This is a genomic window from Aureliella helgolandensis, from assembly GCF_007752135.1.
GTDB classification, from domain to species: Bacteria; Planctomycetota; Planctomycetia; order Pirellulales; family Pirellulaceae; genus Aureliella; species Aureliella helgolandensis.
In genome coordinates, this window is record NZ_CP036298.1 from 1553276 (window position 1) to 1569970 (window position 16695).

At 57.8% G+C, this 16695-nt stretch carries 15 protein-coding genes; 10 read left to right on the plus strand and 5 right to left on the minus strand.

The window, feature by feature from the left end; translation table 11 throughout:
* Positions 1–37: 37 nt before the first annotated feature.
* The gene (locus tag Q31a_RS05610; RefSeq protein WP_145075241.1) at positions 38–1951 is read right to left on the minus strand and encodes a hypothetical protein; all 1914 of its coding nucleotides are present in this window, start codon (positions 1949–1951) and stop codon (positions 38–40) included.
* Between the two features lie 86 nt (positions 1952–2037).
* On the opposite strand from Q31a_RS05610, the gene Q31a_RS05615 reads away from it, so the two are divergent.
* The 6 genes from Q31a_RS05615 to Q31a_RS05640 all read left to right on the plus strand — a co-directional run bounded on the left by Q31a_RS05615 (position 2038) and on the right by Q31a_RS05640 (position 6613).
* Positions 2038–2511: a hypothetical protein gene (locus tag Q31a_RS05615; protein WP_145075244.1), complete on the plus strand. Its 474-nt coding sequence runs from the start codon at positions 2038–2040 to the stop codon at positions 2509–2511.
* A gap of 93 nt (positions 2512–2604) precedes the next feature.
* The gene (locus Q31a_RS05620) at positions 2605–3846 is read left to right on the plus strand and encodes a serine protease family protein (RefSeq protein ID WP_145075247.1); all 1242 of its coding nucleotides are present in this window, start codon (positions 2605–2607) and stop codon (positions 3844–3846) included.
* 86 nt (positions 3847–3932) lie between these two features.
* Positions 3933–4556 carry a hypothetical protein gene (locus Q31a_RS05625; protein WP_145075250.1) on the plus strand — a complete coding sequence of 208 codons (624 nt, stop codon included), beginning with the start codon at positions 3933–3935 and terminating at the stop codon, positions 4554–4556.
* A gap of 82 nt (positions 4557–4638) precedes the next feature.
* Complete coding sequence (locus Q31a_RS05630; RefSeq protein WP_145075253.1) at positions 4639–5562, plus strand: hypothetical protein; 924 nt, start codon at positions 4639–4641, stop codon at positions 5560–5562.
* A 2-nt stretch (positions 5563–5564) separates the two neighbouring features.
* On the plus strand, positions 5565–5831 hold the full coding sequence (locus Q31a_RS05635) for a hypothetical protein (RefSeq protein WP_145075256.1): 267 nt from the start codon (positions 5565–5567) through the stop codon (positions 5829–5831).
* Positions 5832–5854: 23 nt separating this feature from the next.
* Positions 5855–6613, plus strand: a complete 759-nt coding sequence (locus Q31a_RS05640; protein WP_145075260.1) for a hypothetical protein — start codon at positions 5855–5857, stop codon at positions 6611–6613.
* A 591-nt stretch (positions 6614–7204) separates the two neighbouring features.
* On the opposite strand, the gene Q31a_RS05645 is transcribed toward Q31a_RS05640, so the two are convergent.
* Positions 7205–8596, minus strand: a complete 1392-nt coding sequence (locus Q31a_RS05645) for a glycoside hydrolase family protein (protein ID WP_145075263.1) — start codon at positions 8594–8596, stop codon at positions 7205–7207.
* 43 nt (positions 8597–8639) lie between these two features.
* Complete coding sequence (locus Q31a_RS05650) at positions 8640–9335, minus strand: FadR/GntR family transcriptional regulator (RefSeq protein WP_145075265.1); 696 nt, start codon at positions 9333–9335, stop codon at positions 8640–8642.
* A gap of 205 nt (positions 9336–9540) precedes the next feature.
* On the opposite strand from Q31a_RS05650, the gene Q31a_RS05655 reads away from it, so the two are divergent.
* The 3 genes from Q31a_RS05655 to Q31a_RS05665 all read left to right on the plus strand — a co-directional run bounded on the left by Q31a_RS05655 (position 9541) and on the right by Q31a_RS05665 (position 13972).
* The gene (locus Q31a_RS05655) at positions 9541–10266 is read left to right on the plus strand and encodes an SDR family oxidoreductase (RefSeq protein ID WP_197356252.1); all 726 of its coding nucleotides are present in this window, start codon (positions 9541–9543) and stop codon (positions 10264–10266) included.
* Positions 10267–10288: 22 nt separating this feature from the next.
* On the plus strand, positions 10289–12031 hold the full coding sequence (locus Q31a_RS05660) for a sodium:solute symporter family protein (RefSeq protein WP_145075271.1): 1743 nt from the start codon (positions 10289–10291) through the stop codon (positions 12029–12031).
* A 141-nt stretch (positions 12032–12172) separates the two neighbouring features.
* Positions 12173–13972: an FG-GAP repeat domain-containing protein gene (locus Q31a_RS05665; RefSeq protein ID WP_145075274.1), complete on the plus strand. Its 1800-nt coding sequence runs from the start codon at positions 12173–12175 to the stop codon at positions 13970–13972.
* A 153-nt stretch (positions 13973–14125) separates the two neighbouring features.
* Here Q31a_RS05665 and Q31a_RS05670 read toward each other — a convergent pair whose 3' ends face one another.
* Positions 14126–14953, minus strand: coding sequence for a biotin--[acetyl-CoA-carboxylase] ligase (locus Q31a_RS05670; protein WP_197356254.1), 828 nt, complete (start codon positions 14951–14953; stop codon positions 14126–14128).
* The gene (locus Q31a_RS05675; RefSeq protein WP_231691078.1) at positions 14923–16065 is read right to left on the minus strand and encodes a serine/threonine protein kinase; all 1143 of its coding nucleotides are present in this window, start codon (positions 16063–16065) and stop codon (positions 14923–14925) included. The genes Q31a_RS05670 and Q31a_RS05675 overlap by 31 nt, the downstream gene beginning before the upstream one ends.
* A 256-nt stretch (positions 16066–16321) precedes the next feature.
* On the opposite strand from Q31a_RS05675, the gene Q31a_RS05680 reads away from it, so the two are divergent.
* A complete protein-coding gene (locus tag Q31a_RS05680) occupies positions 16322–16579 on the plus strand; it encodes a hypothetical protein (protein WP_145075281.1) in 258 nt (85 codons plus the stop codon).
* The last annotated feature ends 116 nt before the right edge of the window (positions 16580–16695 follow it).

Consider the following 16695-nt stretch of genomic DNA (forward strand, 5'->3'; position numbering starts at 1 on the left):
TGTGCCCGAGTTTCCCCCCGCGTCCCGCGCGTACGCCCTAGGGTTGCAGATTGTTGACCGCCCCAGTGGCCGGTTGCGGGTTGGCCGGTGGTGCTTCAGGTTGGTCTTGCATGGCTTCATTGCTCGCCGCGATCGACTCGACCATGCGTTTCATCCCTGCGTTGAACTCCTCGTCCGCAAACCGTTCTCGCACGGTTCCGGCGTTGGCGACGGCCGAGCGTTGTCGCTCCAGTGCGGTTTGCACTCCTCCGCTATCGAGTGCACCTATTCCGCCCTGTGCAGCGAGCACTTGCTCGATGTTCTTGACCTGCTGGTCGATCAACACGAGCTTGGTCTCGTCGCCTGCCTGGATTCCATCGCCACGCAATCGTCCCGCCCGCAGCAAGAGCGTTCGCACGGCCGATGCTCCTTCCTCGGCCGCAGTCGATCCGGTGAGCCCCCCATACGCCGAGAAATCTCCGCGAGCCGCCAAGAACCCATCGATCCCGGCCGGCAACGTTTTTCCCAGAGTTTCGCTGGTGATCTCGCGAATTAGGTCCAGCGTGGCCCCTTCGGTATCTTCCAAATTCTTGGCGTTGAATGCCGCTTTAGATCTATTTTCTGCTGAAGCAATTGCGAGCGGGGAGGTTGCGCCATGAATCTGCCCCACGACCTTATCGTACTCTCCGCGGCCTAGACTGACGGACTCAACGCCGCTGGCTACGTTGCGAGATAACTCGGACGTCGGGTCTAGGAGCGACTCAACAGCAATTTTGGCGGCCCCACCGCCTAGCACCGAAGAGAGAAATTTCTCTTGGATTTCCTTACTACTATTGCGCAATAACTCTAATCGGCCCAATGTGGAACCCGGATCATCCACTTTATCCTTTGCGAACGCTCGCAACTGAGGTTCTAGGTCTCGAAGTGCCGTAGCGGAAATATCACCAGTTTTGTCGTTTAGCTGCTTGGTTAAGCTTCCAAATAAAGCCGCCGTTTCCCGGACTTTTACCTCAGGGGCTGCCTCAGAAGCAGCGGCGCTAATTGCAAATAACTTAGGGAGTTGTTCTGCGAGCTTAGCGGGGTCTTTGACTGCCGAGATATTGCCTGCAGTTAGTAGTAAGTTCAGGCCCTGGATTGGATCATTTGTGCCTGTATACCGACCAACTGTGTGTGCCGCCGCCGACAAATCGTCGAGTGCTTCTGGTGAATTCGTTGTGAGGCTAGCCGCCGCGCGAACTGCCGCGACTACCTGTTTTTCATCGGCGCCAACCGAGACTGTAGCCCCCACGGCGTCATTCAGCGAGGATACGTCGGGAAACCCTGCGTCTCTGGCGATGTTCGGGATTTCAACCTTGAGGAGTTCAGACTGCTGAATGGCAGTTAGCCCCACAGAGTTTTTGTGGAAATCCTGCTGGGACCTCGCAAGAGCAATCTGTGCATCCTTGGCCTCTTTCAGCAGGTCGCGCTGCTGTTTGAGATACCCGTTGACGGCTTGAATCGCTTCCGACACACCCACGTAAGCACTCGCAATTCCCGCGATTTGCCCGACCGCCGACTTGCCAAACCGCTGGAAAATCGATTCGCCTTTGTTGCCTGCGTCCTGCATGTTCGAGACCAGCTTGCGAGCAGCGGCCGCCGATTCCGGATCGATCAAATCCAGCTTGGCGACCACACTCTCGATCGACTTCTCGCCGATCTTGCCCGCTTCTACCAAGTGCTTGCGGAGCTCCTCCGATGCCTGGCGTCCCTCCGGCCCAAGAGTGTTGAGTTCCTTCAACAGGCCCTTGAGTGTCTTTTCGGCCTCGGCCTCGACCTTGGCTAGGGCGTCCTTCATCTGGATCCCAGCAGCATCACCTTGCACACCGGTGTCGCGCAGCTTCCGCTCGAGCTCGAGTTGCTTTTGAATGACGTTGTCGAGCGATTTGAGCAGTTTTGCCTCGTCGCCCGTCAGTTCTACGATTTGCGTCGCCATGGCTGTTCCCGTGTGAAATTTGCGGCAGTCTGTAGCATTCTTGCCAGGTCCGTTCTAGTGTCCCATGCGTCCACTGAGGGTATAATGTGCGGACTTTTCCAACGCGGGCCCCGGGGATTGGTGCTATTGCTGCAGATTTGCCGCCGGACGACACTCTCTTTTTGCGCCGCATGTTGGCCGATCGTGTGCAGAATCGTGGCCATACGATCAAGCACATCGCCAACACGACTCGTATTTCACGCAATCGCCTCTTGCAGATCGCCCGCGACTCTGGGTTGCACTACCGATGCAAGTTGCCAACTCAGGCACAAGTCGACCAAGCATTGAGCGGCGTGCTGCGCGAGGGACTGAGTTGCAAAGGGGCGGCCCTCAAAGCTGGCATGAGCAAATCGGCGGTCCACCGCCTGGTGCAAGCGGCGCGCAATCGCCACATCGATTCCGCCGGGCCGGTGCGATACTTCCAACGCACGTGGAGGTGCCCAGACCATGGCCTGGTCGGTTTGGTGCCTTGCGTCGCATGCCTGGCGATGGGAAATCCGGGGTTACCCGAAGAGTTCTAGTGGGACGCCGCGCGGGACAAATCAAAACTAGTGGGATTGTCTAGCGAATTCAGTTCGCGCTTCAGTTGCCACTCGTTCTATAAGGATTTACCCGTGAAACCATTCGCACTTGCCATGATTGCGATACTCGCAATCACGGAGTTTGCCGGGCTGGCTTCGGCGCAGCTCCTTCCCTGGCGTCGACAGGCTCAAACAAGTACTTCCGCACAATATGCCACTTGCCCACCTGGAACGGTGTGCCCTTCTCCCGGAACGCTCTACGATTCCGGACAGGTTGTTACGGCTCAATTTGATCCTGGACCCCTCGCCGTCTCGCCAGTCGCTCGTCGCGAGACCCCCGAGGTCACCGAAACTGCCGAGGTGGAAGCGGATCATCCCCACACCCGATGTATTTACAACGGCAGTTGCGGCTCTGGAACGATCTGTGGGGCCGACGGCAATGGTAGCTTCATTGTCACCAATGCCCACGTGACCGGGACACAATTGGGGAGGGTTGTCTCTGTCGATTGCGTCGTCAATGGCGGGCAAAGGCGACTCACTGGGCGCACCGTGATGACAGGTTACTCTGACAGTCGGATGGTGGATTTCTCAATCGTCTATGTGGAGGGATTATCAAGCAAACGCTATATGCCAATGCTGAAATCCGAACCCGATAGTCCTCCGTTCGGTACCACAGGCTCTCCTCGCTGCGTTTGGCCTTTGGTCGTAAAGCAGTTCAACGATGCCCGCAACTACGGAGATGGCTTGATCACCGGAACGCCCAATGCGATCGGTGGCCAATCTGGATCCGCGATCTACAACAGCAAAGGACAACAGATTGCTTTGTTGACTTGGTCGATTGGCAATCGCTGTGCTGGCCAAAAAACGTCAAAGCTGTGGCAGGTAGCCAGTCAACGCAACATGCACTTGGCCGATTTGCGTCCTCAGGGGTTGAGCGAACTTAGCGATGGAGACGGCGAACGACCTGATACAAGTGAGGGCATTTTCGGCTCCTGTGCGCTGATCGAAACGTCTGAACGTTACCGGCCAGAGACCGCTAGCGTACTAGCTTCAATTGCCGGAAGCGCGATGGAAGATATGCCGATCTGGGTCGTCCCTGATGGGGAGGGGCCTACCGATCCGGATTGTCCACCATGCCCACCATGTCCGGATTGCAAGCCAGATTGCCCGCCAGGCGATGATTGCATGGTTGTGACGCAGAACGAACGCGAGTTGATTGAGTTTCTGCGGGCACAGCGTACCGCCTTTGGTGACGGGGAGAAGGCTTTCGACTGGGCTAAGATCATCAGTTTGATATTGGAACTGATCCGAGAGATCCAGGAAGGCCGCGGCTAGTTGCCGGGCTGCGGTCCGAGGCGGTAGAATTCTTCGCTAAGCCTGGCACCCAGGCCGCGAAATCCGCGTAGTGTTCGCAACTATGAATGGCGAAGAAAAAAGCCGCGGCGAAAGCAGAGTCGAACGATGATGCGCGCCTCCTCGCCGCGTACCAAGCTCGCATCCGACAGCTGCAAGGCAGCCCGCTCCGGCGCCAAGACATTCGCGATATCGAATGGCTAGACGCCCGCGTACGTGCTGAGGCAATCGCCGCTTGGCGATCGGCCGTTCCCAAGGGCGAGTATTGCCAACTGGCTGGCCGGCAGCACAAACTGATCGACGATGCGGCGGACAACTACCGGTTGCCGCTCCGCGGGGCGTCGGTCAATCTCCGCGAGGCGCTCACCGCCCTGCACGATTTGATCGCCGCCAATTCCCATCGACTCCGCAGCGAATTAGGGGACGATCGCGACGAGCTCGAGGCGGAGAAACTCCGCCAGCAGATCGTCGGACTCGAACGCGACAACGAACGCAAGTTGATCGATTTGCAATTCTCCAAAGGGGACGCGATCCCCAAGGCCGCCGTGCGATCGGCCTTGGTCGCACTCGCCGCAAAGCTTCGCACCCTGGGGCAAACTCTCGCTCGCATCGATCCGGAGGCTCGAAAAGCACTGAACGATTTCCTCGAGGCCCTGGCCACGGAAATCGAGGATGGCGAACTGTCGTTCTAGTGGGACGCCTGGCCAGCGGTGGTCATCATGCAGACTGCTAACACGCAAACGATGATTCGATCCCATAAATGCAGGTTGCCACATGTCACTCCACACTGCCTACGCAATCAAACACGGCACCACAGTGCTCTCCGGCCTGCAGGGACTGAACGTGTCCACCAATCCGGAAGTGCAAAACAACGTCGGTATCGGTTCGCCGTTTCCGCAGTTTGCCGCGATCGTCGCCCAGAAACCTCGCGATGCCTTCGGATCGACGATGGTTGCCCAGGCCCTGGCTCTGACTGGATCCACCGGCGCGAAGATCGACGCCAGTAATCCACTCGTCGGCTACTTCGCCAAACTCGACGTTGACGGACTCCCACTCTCCGGATCGGTCCACCGGTCCTATACGTCCAATCGTGGCGTGATCGTCCCCCGTCGACTAACTTGCTCCCACCGCCAGGCCGCCCGCCTCGACATGGAGGCGATCCTATTCTCTTCCGACGGGGCCGCTCATCCATTGGTCATCGCTGACGATGTCGCTCTGCCGACTTTGGTCGTGGCCAACGTCGAACATACACTCGGGCCAATCTCTCTGGGTGTCACCGCTGGCGTGGTCGCGTTTGGTTGTGCGCAGTCTGTCACTATCGACTTTGGCCAGGGTGCCGAGGCCCTCGGATGCGACAGCGACATCTTCGACACGCACATGCAGCAAACCGGCATCCGCCCAGTAATCACGCTCACCGGACTCGACGCGTCTGCGTTCGGAGCGTCCGGTGTGCCACCAGTCGGATTGAAGGTCGACCACACCGAGACGGCCATCTATCTCCGCAAGCGTGACGATGGAATCGGATTTGTGGCAGACGATACCGCCGAGCACATTAAGCTCACCGCCAATGGCGTCGCTGTCGTGACGCAGCACACCGGCCAGGGTACCAGTCGTGCCGAGATCACAGTCCAAATCACCTGCTCTTGGGATGGCACCAACGCCCCCATCACTATCGATACCGCAGCGGAGCTCCCATAGTCATGGCGAAAGCAAAATCCCAAAAATCCACGGAACCAACGGCCGCCGCCGCTCTATCCACCGACACTGCAGAGCCGCAGATCTCGCCGGACGACATCAAAGTCGCCGTGCGATGCGTGTGCTGTGTGACTGGATGCGGCAGTAAAGAGGCAGCTGCCCGTGTGGCCAACATGTCCAGCCGCGACATTGCCAAGCTGGTGGCCGCCGAACGCAGCAACAATCGCCGCGCTGCCGTGCCCGTGCTCTATTCGCGACCCACTGCCGCTTAATTCCTCCCTCTCAAAGGTCCCCCATGCTTTTGTTTTTCATCCCGGAGGCAAAAGCTGTCAGCGACCAGCTCCTCCGCGACCACGGACTCGACCGCATCATCCTCGCCGGTCGTCACCATCGCGAGACATTCCGCGGACCAAGCGGCGGCCAAGGCCTGCTAATTGCCGACGCCCGCACTCCAGCTGGAGCGCTGGAATACCTGGCTGATAAGCAGACTTGGTCGCCGCGTTTTGGATTCTCCTCACTGGTCGGCACGTTCAACGACAAGCCGCCCACCCCTCGCGAACTGCTCCGCGAGAAAACACTGCCCGGAGAATCGATCCGGATGGTCGACGGCCACGACTGGATCGTGCCGCTCCTACGCAACTGGCGGCCCGGAGAGACGCTCGACTTTTCTGCGACCCTCCCGCGAGTGATGCGGCAGTCTCCCGAGACTGGCAGCTTTGTCCTCGGCGACGTGGTGCCCCAATACTCGGCCATCTGGGAAACCTCCCTCGACATCGCCAACACGCTGCTAGCGCAACTGGCCAAAGATGGAGCCGCCGAGCTCAACGACGCGATCACGATGCAATTTGTGTGCGACTTGCTCGCGATCAACTATACGGTCGACGCGTCGATCGTGTCGCACCTGCAGATCCTCACCCCCGAGTTGTCCGGCCGGATCATTACCTCGGCCCTGGACTGGGACACGTTGAGGGCCCATCTAAAAAAACTCCTCAGCCGCTCGACATCCGGCGGCACAAATTCCGACTCTGGTGCAACGCCGCCGACCGAGGCATAACCACCGGCGATTACTTTCCCACACCAGCCGAGTTGGCAATTTGGCACTACGCTCGCTAGGCTGCCCCCTCTCGAACTCGGCTTTTCCCACCTCTCCGATGTCACGCCCCACGCCAGCTCGCCCCCATGAGCTGGCGTGCACACTTACATACCCTCGTTTCGGCGCCGGTGTGCGCAAAAAATGCCATCGATGAACGGGCTACGCCCCGCAGGGCACCCCGCCGGGAGGGACCCGCCACCCGGGGGGCCCCTCCGACCCTCGGCCCGCCGCCCTCCCGCCTCGCTGGCCGCCGCCGTGCGACACGCGTGACACATATCCACTGACACGCGTGCGTTTGGCCCTGCGTTTTTTCGTTGACGGGCCGATCCTTGCCTCTCTGGAGGGGCGTTTCGCGGTTCCTGAAGCCCGCTAGCTAAAGAATGCTCGCCAGGAAGTAAGAAGTAAATTGGAGAGCGAATAAGATTGCAGAATGGAATTCCAGAGGTGGGGCGAGGCTGGCCGAGTGGGGCTGCCTCCCGCTTTCGCTCGTCGAATTTCTTAGCGATGTGGTTCTTGGTGCTGTGGTGCTTGGCTCAGTAGCTCCTGGCATCTTCACCGTTCGGCAGTGTAGAGTCCGCCGAAGTTGAAATGGCCCCAGCCATCTGTGGACTGATCGACGATTCGTAGAAATACTCGTCGCCCGATCCACTGGTCCGTATGGATCAGCTGGGGGCGAAGAGAATTGGAGTTAGTCGCGTTCTTCACTCGCAGCAATTCGCTTTGGGTCTCCGAGTCGATGAGGGCGAGGTAAAGCGTCTTGTCGGCACCCCCAGAGGTTGTCGCGTAATAGGATGCTTCGGTCACTTCGAATTCTGGCGACCGAATTTGCCCGGTGCGCGAGTCGTCGAACCCTTGCTGAAGTTCGGAGGTTCCAATGAAGTAATCGTGCAACGCATTAAAATCACTCCGCTTGGAATTGGTGAAGGGGCCCGGCAGATTGCCCGATTCTATCTTCCAACCCGCTCGCACGCTCGCCTCGTCAAACGACCACAGGGGGGGGCCGAGCTTGGGCTTCGGCAGCCATTTCAGCCGCGCTAGCTGAATTCCATCTAATTCCGGCGTGAGGGCGACGATGAAGTCCTCGCCATCGTGATGCACGATCTCCGGTGCAGCGACGGCTAGACGCGTTGCCAGGTATCGCTCGTCCTGGTTGATGCCGAACATCTTCGGATCCTTCGAATGGTAGACGGTAGTGATGCCGTTGGTTCCGTAATGCTGCGTGCGGAAGAGGTAGAACCGACCGTTGCGCTGCACTACGTGCGGGCACTCCGCAGAGAATTTCCCGGTGGTGGTGAAACCTCCGAACGAGACCGTTGTCGAGTTGCTCCAAGTTTTGAAATCCTCTGTTGTGCGCACGTAAACGGCTCCTTGGTCGTTGGGGTATGCTGTGTAGTAGGCGTGCCACAGGTCGCCAACCTTGAGCATCGCGACATCGCGCGTATTGTTGCCAGCTCCTTCGGTGAACATGGCGGTCATTCCCGAGGGTTGAATGACTCGCTGAAAGACCTTTCCATCTTCACTGATTGCATGACAGATATTGTTCCAGTCTCCGTAGAACATGTGAAATTGTCCCCCCTCGCGAACGACATGCGGAGCCTGCAGGCCGCCAGCAACCTCGCCGACCGATGGATCCGATTCCATGGCGATGCCCATCGGCTTCCAGTTGGGTTGAGTCAGGCTTTCTCCTTCCCAGCGATGGAATAGTCGCGTGTGGCCACCGCATTTCGTGCGTCGAATGCATGACCAGGCTTGCCAGGTTCCGTCTGCTGCCTGCCAGACTCCAAAGTCCACCGGCTGTTGCTTCGGGCCGGTGAACTCCCCGAGATCAGGATTGCCGGCGATGCGAATCCATGGCCCCTGAATCGTCGGCACGAGTGTCTCGTCGGCGAATGCAGAGGGCGTCAGCAGGATCGTCAGCAACAAGGCGTAGGGGAAGCGGGGCATGGGGGTCTCACCGTGGAAAGAGGGTTGGAAAGTGATCAGTGTGCTACGATGCGTTTGGCTGGATCTTGCGGGTCATGCTGTATCGCAGGTGCGATTCCATCTCCACGCGAGCGCGATCGGTATCGGAATCTCGAATTGCTTCGACAATGGATTCGTGAGCAAGGATGGCCCGCTGGCTGCGGTCCGAGTCATTCCGGCAGCTCTCCTTCTGCGCGAAGGCTACAAAGCCAGCCAATGCTTCCAGCAGCACCGGGAACAGCGGGTTGTCGGCCGCTCGGGCGATCTCGAGATGGAACTCCAAGTCGATTTGCTGTGCTTCCGCGTCGGCGGAGGTCATCGCTTGCCGGAAACGCTGCAACAATATTTCTAGCTTGCCAAGATGCGCGTCCGTTCGCCGTCGCGCAGCCAACGCGACTGTCTGAGATTCAATGGCCAGGCGGACTTCAAACACTTGGTCAAACGTCCGTTGGCCACCGGACGAGAGCATCAACGGCAAGAGGTAGCCGAGCGTTTCCGAGTCGATGGATTTAACGCGCGTTCGCCGACCATGCCCAATGTCGACGACACCCAACCCACGCAGCATCGACAGGGCTTCGCGAATCGCAATGCGACTCACCCCAAACTCATCAATCAGTGCACGCTCGCTCGGGATCGTGCTGCCTGTCTCCCAGACGCCTGACCTGACATTCTGGAGCATGTGGTGGAAAACTGTTTCCGTAGACGTCGTTGAACTGACCATCCGCCATTTCCTGAGGCTGTGTTATTGCGATGACGGTGACCCGTTTACCGGCTAGAGATCATACCAGTTGGTGTGCGGGTGTCAAGAAGTTATGGTTGTTTGCAGCGTATGGTCGTTGATTCGTCACGGGGAACTGCTATGCTGGTCATACCAGTTAACGGCAGTTAACGGAAAGCAGTCACGTAGATTCAGCTGGAGCAAGGCCTTGCCAACGAGTCCTCTTAATCAACAAGTCGCCATCATTACCGGAGCATCGAGCGGGATTGGTGCTGGCGTAGCGGAAGAATTGAATGCGGCCGGAATGAAGTTGGTGCTGACGGCCCGACGCGCCGACAGACTCAACGCTCTTGCGGCCGATCTGACGGATTGCGAAGTCGTGGCGGCAGATATCGCCGACGCTGAGACCCCGCAAAAGCTCGTCGATCGGGCGATCGAAAAATTCGGTCGACTGGATGTCGTGTTCAATAGTGCGGGCGTCATGTTTTCGGGCACCATTGATGAAGTGGACATCGATGAAATGTGCCGGATGGTGCGCGTCAATGCTGAAGCCGCAGTGCGAATGGCCTACACGGCCGTCAAGCATTTCCAGCAAGTCGGTTCGGGGCACCTCGTCAATGTTTCCAGTATTCTCGGAACGAAGGTGCGGCCTGGTGCAGGCGTCTATGCCGGTACCAAGCATGCCATCGAAGCACTTTCGGAAGCGTTTCGAATGGAATTGGCCAAGACGAACGTTAAGGTCAGCTTGATTGAGCCGGGAGTCGTCGATACCGAGCTCCAGAGTCATTTCCTGGTACATCCGAAGGAGATGTTGGGAATCAAGCAACCGCTTCAATCCGCGGACATCGCGCGTTGCGTGCGTTTCGTGCTAGAGCAACCATCCCACGTCCGCATACCGGTGATGATGGTGATCCCGGGCGAGCAGGCAATGTAGGGCGCTGACGCGAATTGAACTCATGAATGTATTCGGGATCCATCTCGTCGACCTGCTGGTGCTGGCCGCCTATTTCGCAGTCATCCTCTATCTGGGCGTCTATCTGGGCGCGAAGAAAACGAAAACGCTGGGAGACTTTTTTGTCGCTGGTGGACGCTGGGGGCCGCTCGTCTCGTTTGTATTTGTGTTTGCGTCAGCGATTGCGGGGAATGAGGCCGTCGTCGTCAGTGGCCAATCGTATTCGAGTGGGCTTTCGGGGGTGTGGTATTGGTGGAGTTTTCTGTTCGCGACGCCCGTGTACTTCCTTTTCTCCACCTACTACCGGCGGGCTCGCGTTTACAATCTGGCTGAGTTTCTGGAGATGCGATACAGCCGCGCAGTTGCCGCGATGTACGCGGTCATCGCCGGTATCGTATGTGTGTTGTTCATCGGAATGTTCGTGCTGGCAATTGGGAAAATACTCGCCGGCTTCACAGACTTCCCTTTGCCCATCTGTGTTTGGACGATCTCGGTTATCGTCGCTGCTTATGTCTTTTCCGGCGGAATGATGTCGGCCTTGCTGACCGATCTGGTACAAGGGGTGATGTGTCTGGTGATCCTGGGGTTCGTGATGCTGCCGTTCGTTGGGCATGCTGCGGGTGGAATGAAAACGCTCCGGTCTTTGCCTGCTGAAACTTGGGATTTCATTGGCGAAGGCATGACGCTAACCACCGTCGTCGCGTTGAACGTGTCTGCCTTGGTGGGTGGAATCGCCGCGCCGTGGATCTACAGTTGGATTGCGGTGTCTCGCGATGAAAGAGCTGCCACGCAATGCGCTTGGGGCCACCTCTGGAAGCGAATCGTAACTCTCTTGTTCGCCGTCTACGGGATCTTCTTTGCAACGCTTGCTCCAGAGATGTCCGATCCAGAGCTTGCCTGGGGCGTGGTCATGAAAGAGGTGCTGCCAATTGGTGTTGGCGTGGTGGGCCTGATGATCGCAAGCTTCTTCGCGGCCGCCATGTCGTCGGCCGACACGTACGCCACAACATCGTCCGCCATGACCGTCGATTTTCTCTATCGCAAAGTCATCGCACCGCACAAGACGACTTCCCATTATCTCATGTCAGCCCGCTGTTGGGCTGTCGTGTCGATTTTCATCGCCGCTGCGTCAACGTCTTGGTTCGATCATATTAAAGATTACGTCAAGCTGTGCATGGCGATTTTGTCTTTCTTAGGCATTCCGATTTACTTCGGGGTGATCTGGCGTAGGGCAAACACAACCGGCATGTGGGCTTCCATCCTGCTCGGGATCACGTCGCATCAAGTGATTACTCATCTACTGACCGGAGACGGACGTCTGTTTTCCGACGCGGATGCCGCCTTCGCGACCAGCGTTTTTGTGCCGACGCTGATGTCGCTCACCGGCATGTGGATCGGAAGCCTATTGGGGCCGGCCCAGAGTTCGCGGCAACTCGATCGGTTTTACGCCATCATGAATACGCCGATTGGCTCAGAGCAACGCTTGGTGGACGCGGGCATCAAGCTACCCTCGCTGGTCGATGCCGGATTGGTGGACGCAACTGTCGAAGAGCTCAACGCCGAGAGGCTTAGCGCCATTACGCAATCCGATGCCGAGCAGAAATACTTTGGACCGCAAAGCAACATTGAACTTCGCCGCGAGCAAAACGCAACTTGGTACGTCCGAGGATTTGTACTCGTGACTTTATCCTGCGTGGGACTGGTCGTCGGCACTTGGTTCGTAACCCGTTTGCTTTTTGTTTGGTAAGCCGGGGCAGTTATAGAATTTCCCGTGAAGTCAACATCTGCCATGCCGGATTCTCCGCATGCAGTCAAGAAGAGTCACCCCGAACCTGGTCTGCGGCTACCGCCGTCGGACACTAGCCAAACCCAAGAAAGTAGTCCAACGATGAATTCGAAGCTATCTTGCCTGATGCTAACCCTCTTGCTGCCGTGGGCGGCCAGAGCCTCAGCTGAGGATGAACTGGTGCTGCACACGTTTGAACGCGTGCCGTTGATTGAGGACTACCTTTCAGAAGGTGCCCACGCCGGCGACTTCAATGGGGATGGCCAGGCCGATGTTGTTTACGGGCCCTATTGGTTCGAGGGGCCCGGATTCAAAACGAAACACGAAATTTTTGAGCCCGTGCCGCAGGACCGAAATCGATACGCAAACCACTTCTTCGCTTGGCCTTACGACTTCAACGGAGACGGCTTCGACGATGTCTTCGCGGTGGGGTTCTGCATGACGCCGGCTCATGTTTACGAAAATCCCGGAGCCGATGCGGCGGGAAAACACTGGAGGAAGCATGAGGTGATCGACTGGGTTTCGAACGAATCGCCACAATTTGCAAACCTGATCGGCGATGAGCGACCGGAGTTGATCTGCACGCGCGATAGCATGTTCGGTTTTGCCACCATCGACTGGGAGAAGCCCTTTGGAGCGTGGGAGTTCCATCCAATTTCCACGAAGATTGCTCCTGAAAAATTTGGGCACGGATTGGGCGTGGGGGACATCAACGGCGACGGACGCCAAGATGTGCTGTACAAGAACGGTTGGTTTGAGCAGCCTCAAGAGGACGTCGGCAACTCGCGCTGGATGCTACACGAATCCTCGTTCAGTATCGCAAACGGCGGCGCGGATATGTACGCGTACGATGTTGATGGTGATGGCGACAACGATGTCATCACTAGCCACTCCGCGCACGGTTTCGGCCTTGGTTGGTACGAGCAAGTCCGCGAGGGAGACGCCATCGCATTCAAGCATCATTTGATTATGGGGTCGCATCCGTCTGAGAACAAATATGGCGTCTTGTTTAGCGAGCTGCATTCCGTCGCGTTGGCCGATATGGACGGCGACGGCTTGAAGGACATCGTGACTGGCAAGACGTATTGGTCGCACCATAAGCAGAGCCCGATGTGGGATGCCGGGGCGGTCGTCTACTGGTTTAAGTTGATTCGCGGCAAAGAGGGCGTCGACTGGATTCCACAGCAGTTGGATGGCGAGGCGGGAATCGGACGGCAAGTTTCAGTGGTCGATGTAAACGCCGATGGCTTACCGGACCTCGTTCTCGGTGGCATGAGGGGAGCACACGTCCTCAAACAGCGCACGACGATCGTTTCTGAGACTCAATGGCTGGAGGCTCAACCGAAGTTGTACGACGGGCCCAGGCTCCCTGCCATCGGAGAGGCTGTCGCCGCCCGGGGACCCAAAGCAGAGCTCGCGTCCGTGACGGAAAGGGTTGCCGGTGCAATCGAAGGGGAGTCACTGAAGAGTCAGGTTTCCTCCGGCAGTGTGAAGACTCAAGACATGCAACGCTTCAACGATGATCGCTGGAGTGGCGGTTCGCACCTGTGGTGGACCGGAGCTCGGGCTGGGGCCACGATGACGCTCGACTTGCCGGAGTTCAGCGGTACCGTTGATCTTGAAGTGGTCATGACGTGTGCGAGCGACTACGGAATCGTCCAGCTTTCTTTGGACGATCAACCCTTGGGCAAGCCCATTGATCTGTACGAGGCGAATGTTGTCACTACAGGCGTTTTGTCGTTTCCCAACCAAGGGGTCAAGGGTAATAGGCACACGCTCAAAGTAATGGTCGTTGGCTCCAATCCCAAGGCGAAAAAGTCAATGTATGTTGCGCTCGATTACCTGCGCATCAAGCGGGAGGACGGAACCTACGCCGCCGGAGCATCTCTCCCCGCCCGGTGACCACCAAGTCACACTGCCCGAAAATGTCCAGCCAGTATTCTATTTGGGCCAAGGCCGCCCTGAATCATGCGTGCCACCCACCTGCTCGCTCTCGGAGATTGAGCCTTTACCGGTCCTCGATAGGTGCCATTCGTGGGTGGCACCGATCGAGGGTTAGCGCCAGGCGAGGATCTCTGCGGACGCGAGTGCATGGACGGTCAATTCGTCGCGTATGAGGAGTCGACCACTGCGGTCAATCCCTTCGCAGCGACCAATGATTTGTTGTCCTGCGGCTTTAACGCGAATGACTTGTCCGCTTAGGAGACAGCGATGCAACCACTCGTCAAACCATTCTTCGCCGCCTGCCTGCCATTGTCGTATCCTGGTTTCCAGTTTCTCAAGCAGCGTGGGCAGTACGATTTCCGGTTCCAGCGCCTGGCAGCGGCTGCTGGAAATGCAAGTTGCCTGGTCGCGCAGGCCGGCTGGCGCACGCTCCCAGTCAATATTCACATTCAAGCCAATTCCGATCAGCCAACCTGCCTGGGGGGCTGAGTAGGATTCGATCAACATGCCCGAGAGCTTCTGGCGGCCCAGGTAGATGTCGTTGGGCCATTTGAGCTGCACCTGTTCTGGGGGAATCCACTGGCTAATTGTGTCGGCAACTGCCACGCCACAGACCAGTCCCAGCAACGCCCATTGGCTGCGATCGGTGGGGGCACCATCATTCCCCAACGCTAAGGTGAGCATGAGGCACCCCGCTGGCGACCACCACTGGTGCTCACCGCGGCCACGGCCAGCGGTTTGTTCATCCGCTACGAACAGCGCCGGGAGTGATGCGGTCGATGCCAGAGCTCGTTTGGCAGCGAGGTTGGTCGAATCTACGGTCGCCAGCCAGGATGAGCTAGCAATCCAGCCATGTGCGTGGATTTGGTCGAGGACCGCTTCGCGTAACGCTTGAGGAGGTGGCAGGCTCAACTCCTCGTCGCCAGTACAACGGCGCAAACGGCTACGATGGTCAGAAGGCTGACGATCACCAGTGCCTGCCATGAGACGTGGCGTTCTGGTGGGGGGAGCAATTTGCGAGCTAGTGATTGCAGGCCGGGATCGGTCACGGTTCCAGCTCCAACATCGGGCGGTTGGGACGCTGCCTCGGCGGAGGACGCGGCGGGACGCTTTTCCAGCAAACGCAGCATGACTGCTTGTACCGTGCGGGCGTTGAAGGGGCGGCGGTCGGGGTCCTTTTCCAGCAGCTGGTCAATAATGCTAGCCAACTTGGAGGGGCAGTCCGAAATATACTCGGTGACTTTGGGAGCTGGTTTGTGCAGATGTTGCTCAAACAGCAATGCGAAGTTGTTGCCAGCGGCAAAGGGCTTTTCACCGGTGAGCAACTCAAACAGAACGCAGCCCAGAGAGTAAAGATCCGCCTTGCCGGTTAGGGTCGCCTGCCCCGTGATCTGTTCGGGAGACATGTAGGCGTGTGTGCCCACGGTAATGCCTTGGTCGGTGATGTCTTCTGCGTTGGTATCCCGGGCGATACCAAAGTCGCCGAGCTTCACGCAGCCCTCCTTGGTTAGGAATAGATTGGAGGGTTTGAGGTCGCGGTGGATAATGCCTTGATTGTGGGCATACTGCAGGGCGCTGCAGACTTGCCGGCCCACCGAAGCGACTTCTTGCCAGTTCAATTTGCCATAGCGATCGAGCAGATCTCGGATGTTCCCCCCCTCAACGACCTCCATGGCATAGTAGAGTCTGCCATCGACGTCTCCGCCGCCAAAGTAGCGAATGATGTGCGGGTGGTTGAGTCGCTGGAGGATTGACATTTCGAGGCGGAAGCGGGCACGCACCAGTTGGTTCTCTGACAGCCCAGGCTGCAGTAATTTGACAGCGACTTCTTCTCCCGTCTTTATCCATCGGCCGCGGAAGACTTCCCCCACGGTACCTGTGCCCAGCGGCTCCCCCAGCTCGATATTTGCCAATGATAGGTTCAAAACGCGATTCCGTAGTTGCGGAGGGCTGTCAAAAGCGGAGGAGGATTTCGCGGGTGCGGATTCCCCGGTGGCGGCGGTCCCGTTTCCACCAATCGTTCCCTCCGAAGTGTCGCATTTTGCGAGCAATTCATCAATCAGATTGAAAGATCTGCAATCATTCCGCTCAATTGACAATCTTACAACGTTTCCGCGAAAGGGGGTGTGGATGGCGTAACTCACTGGCTGTAAATGCCTTACGTCGCAAATCGAGGGGAGCCTAGGAGGTTCGGTGACGATTGGCACGGTAAATGCAGTAGTAGCAACTCTGACAGTCGTCACGATTGTGACAGGTTATTGCGAATTCCATGCGTCTTAGCGACGCGATTCCAAGGAGGAATTGGAGATGAAGGTTCTGCACGAATCACGCCGAGAGCACACCGGGACTAATGGCAGCAACGGTTTTCTAGACATGGCAACCATTCAACGTCGCGTCGCAAAGATTAAGAACGGCTGGACGGCGGACATGGTGCGGGCGCGGGCTGAAGAGGGCCGCCGCCGTCGGCAGGAGCTCGACTCCCTAGTGCTGCATTTGATGGGGGATGAGGGCTTTGCTGACGATGAGCAGAACTCGGGCTTGGGCGGACTGACGCTCGTCGGTTAGATGGCCCATTGATCGGAGTTGACCGCGCGGCATGAAAACCTTACTCTAAGCGATTGTAAACTAGCTGCGATACGGTAGTTACGTCGACTAGAGCGATTGCATCCCGCGGATGGGGC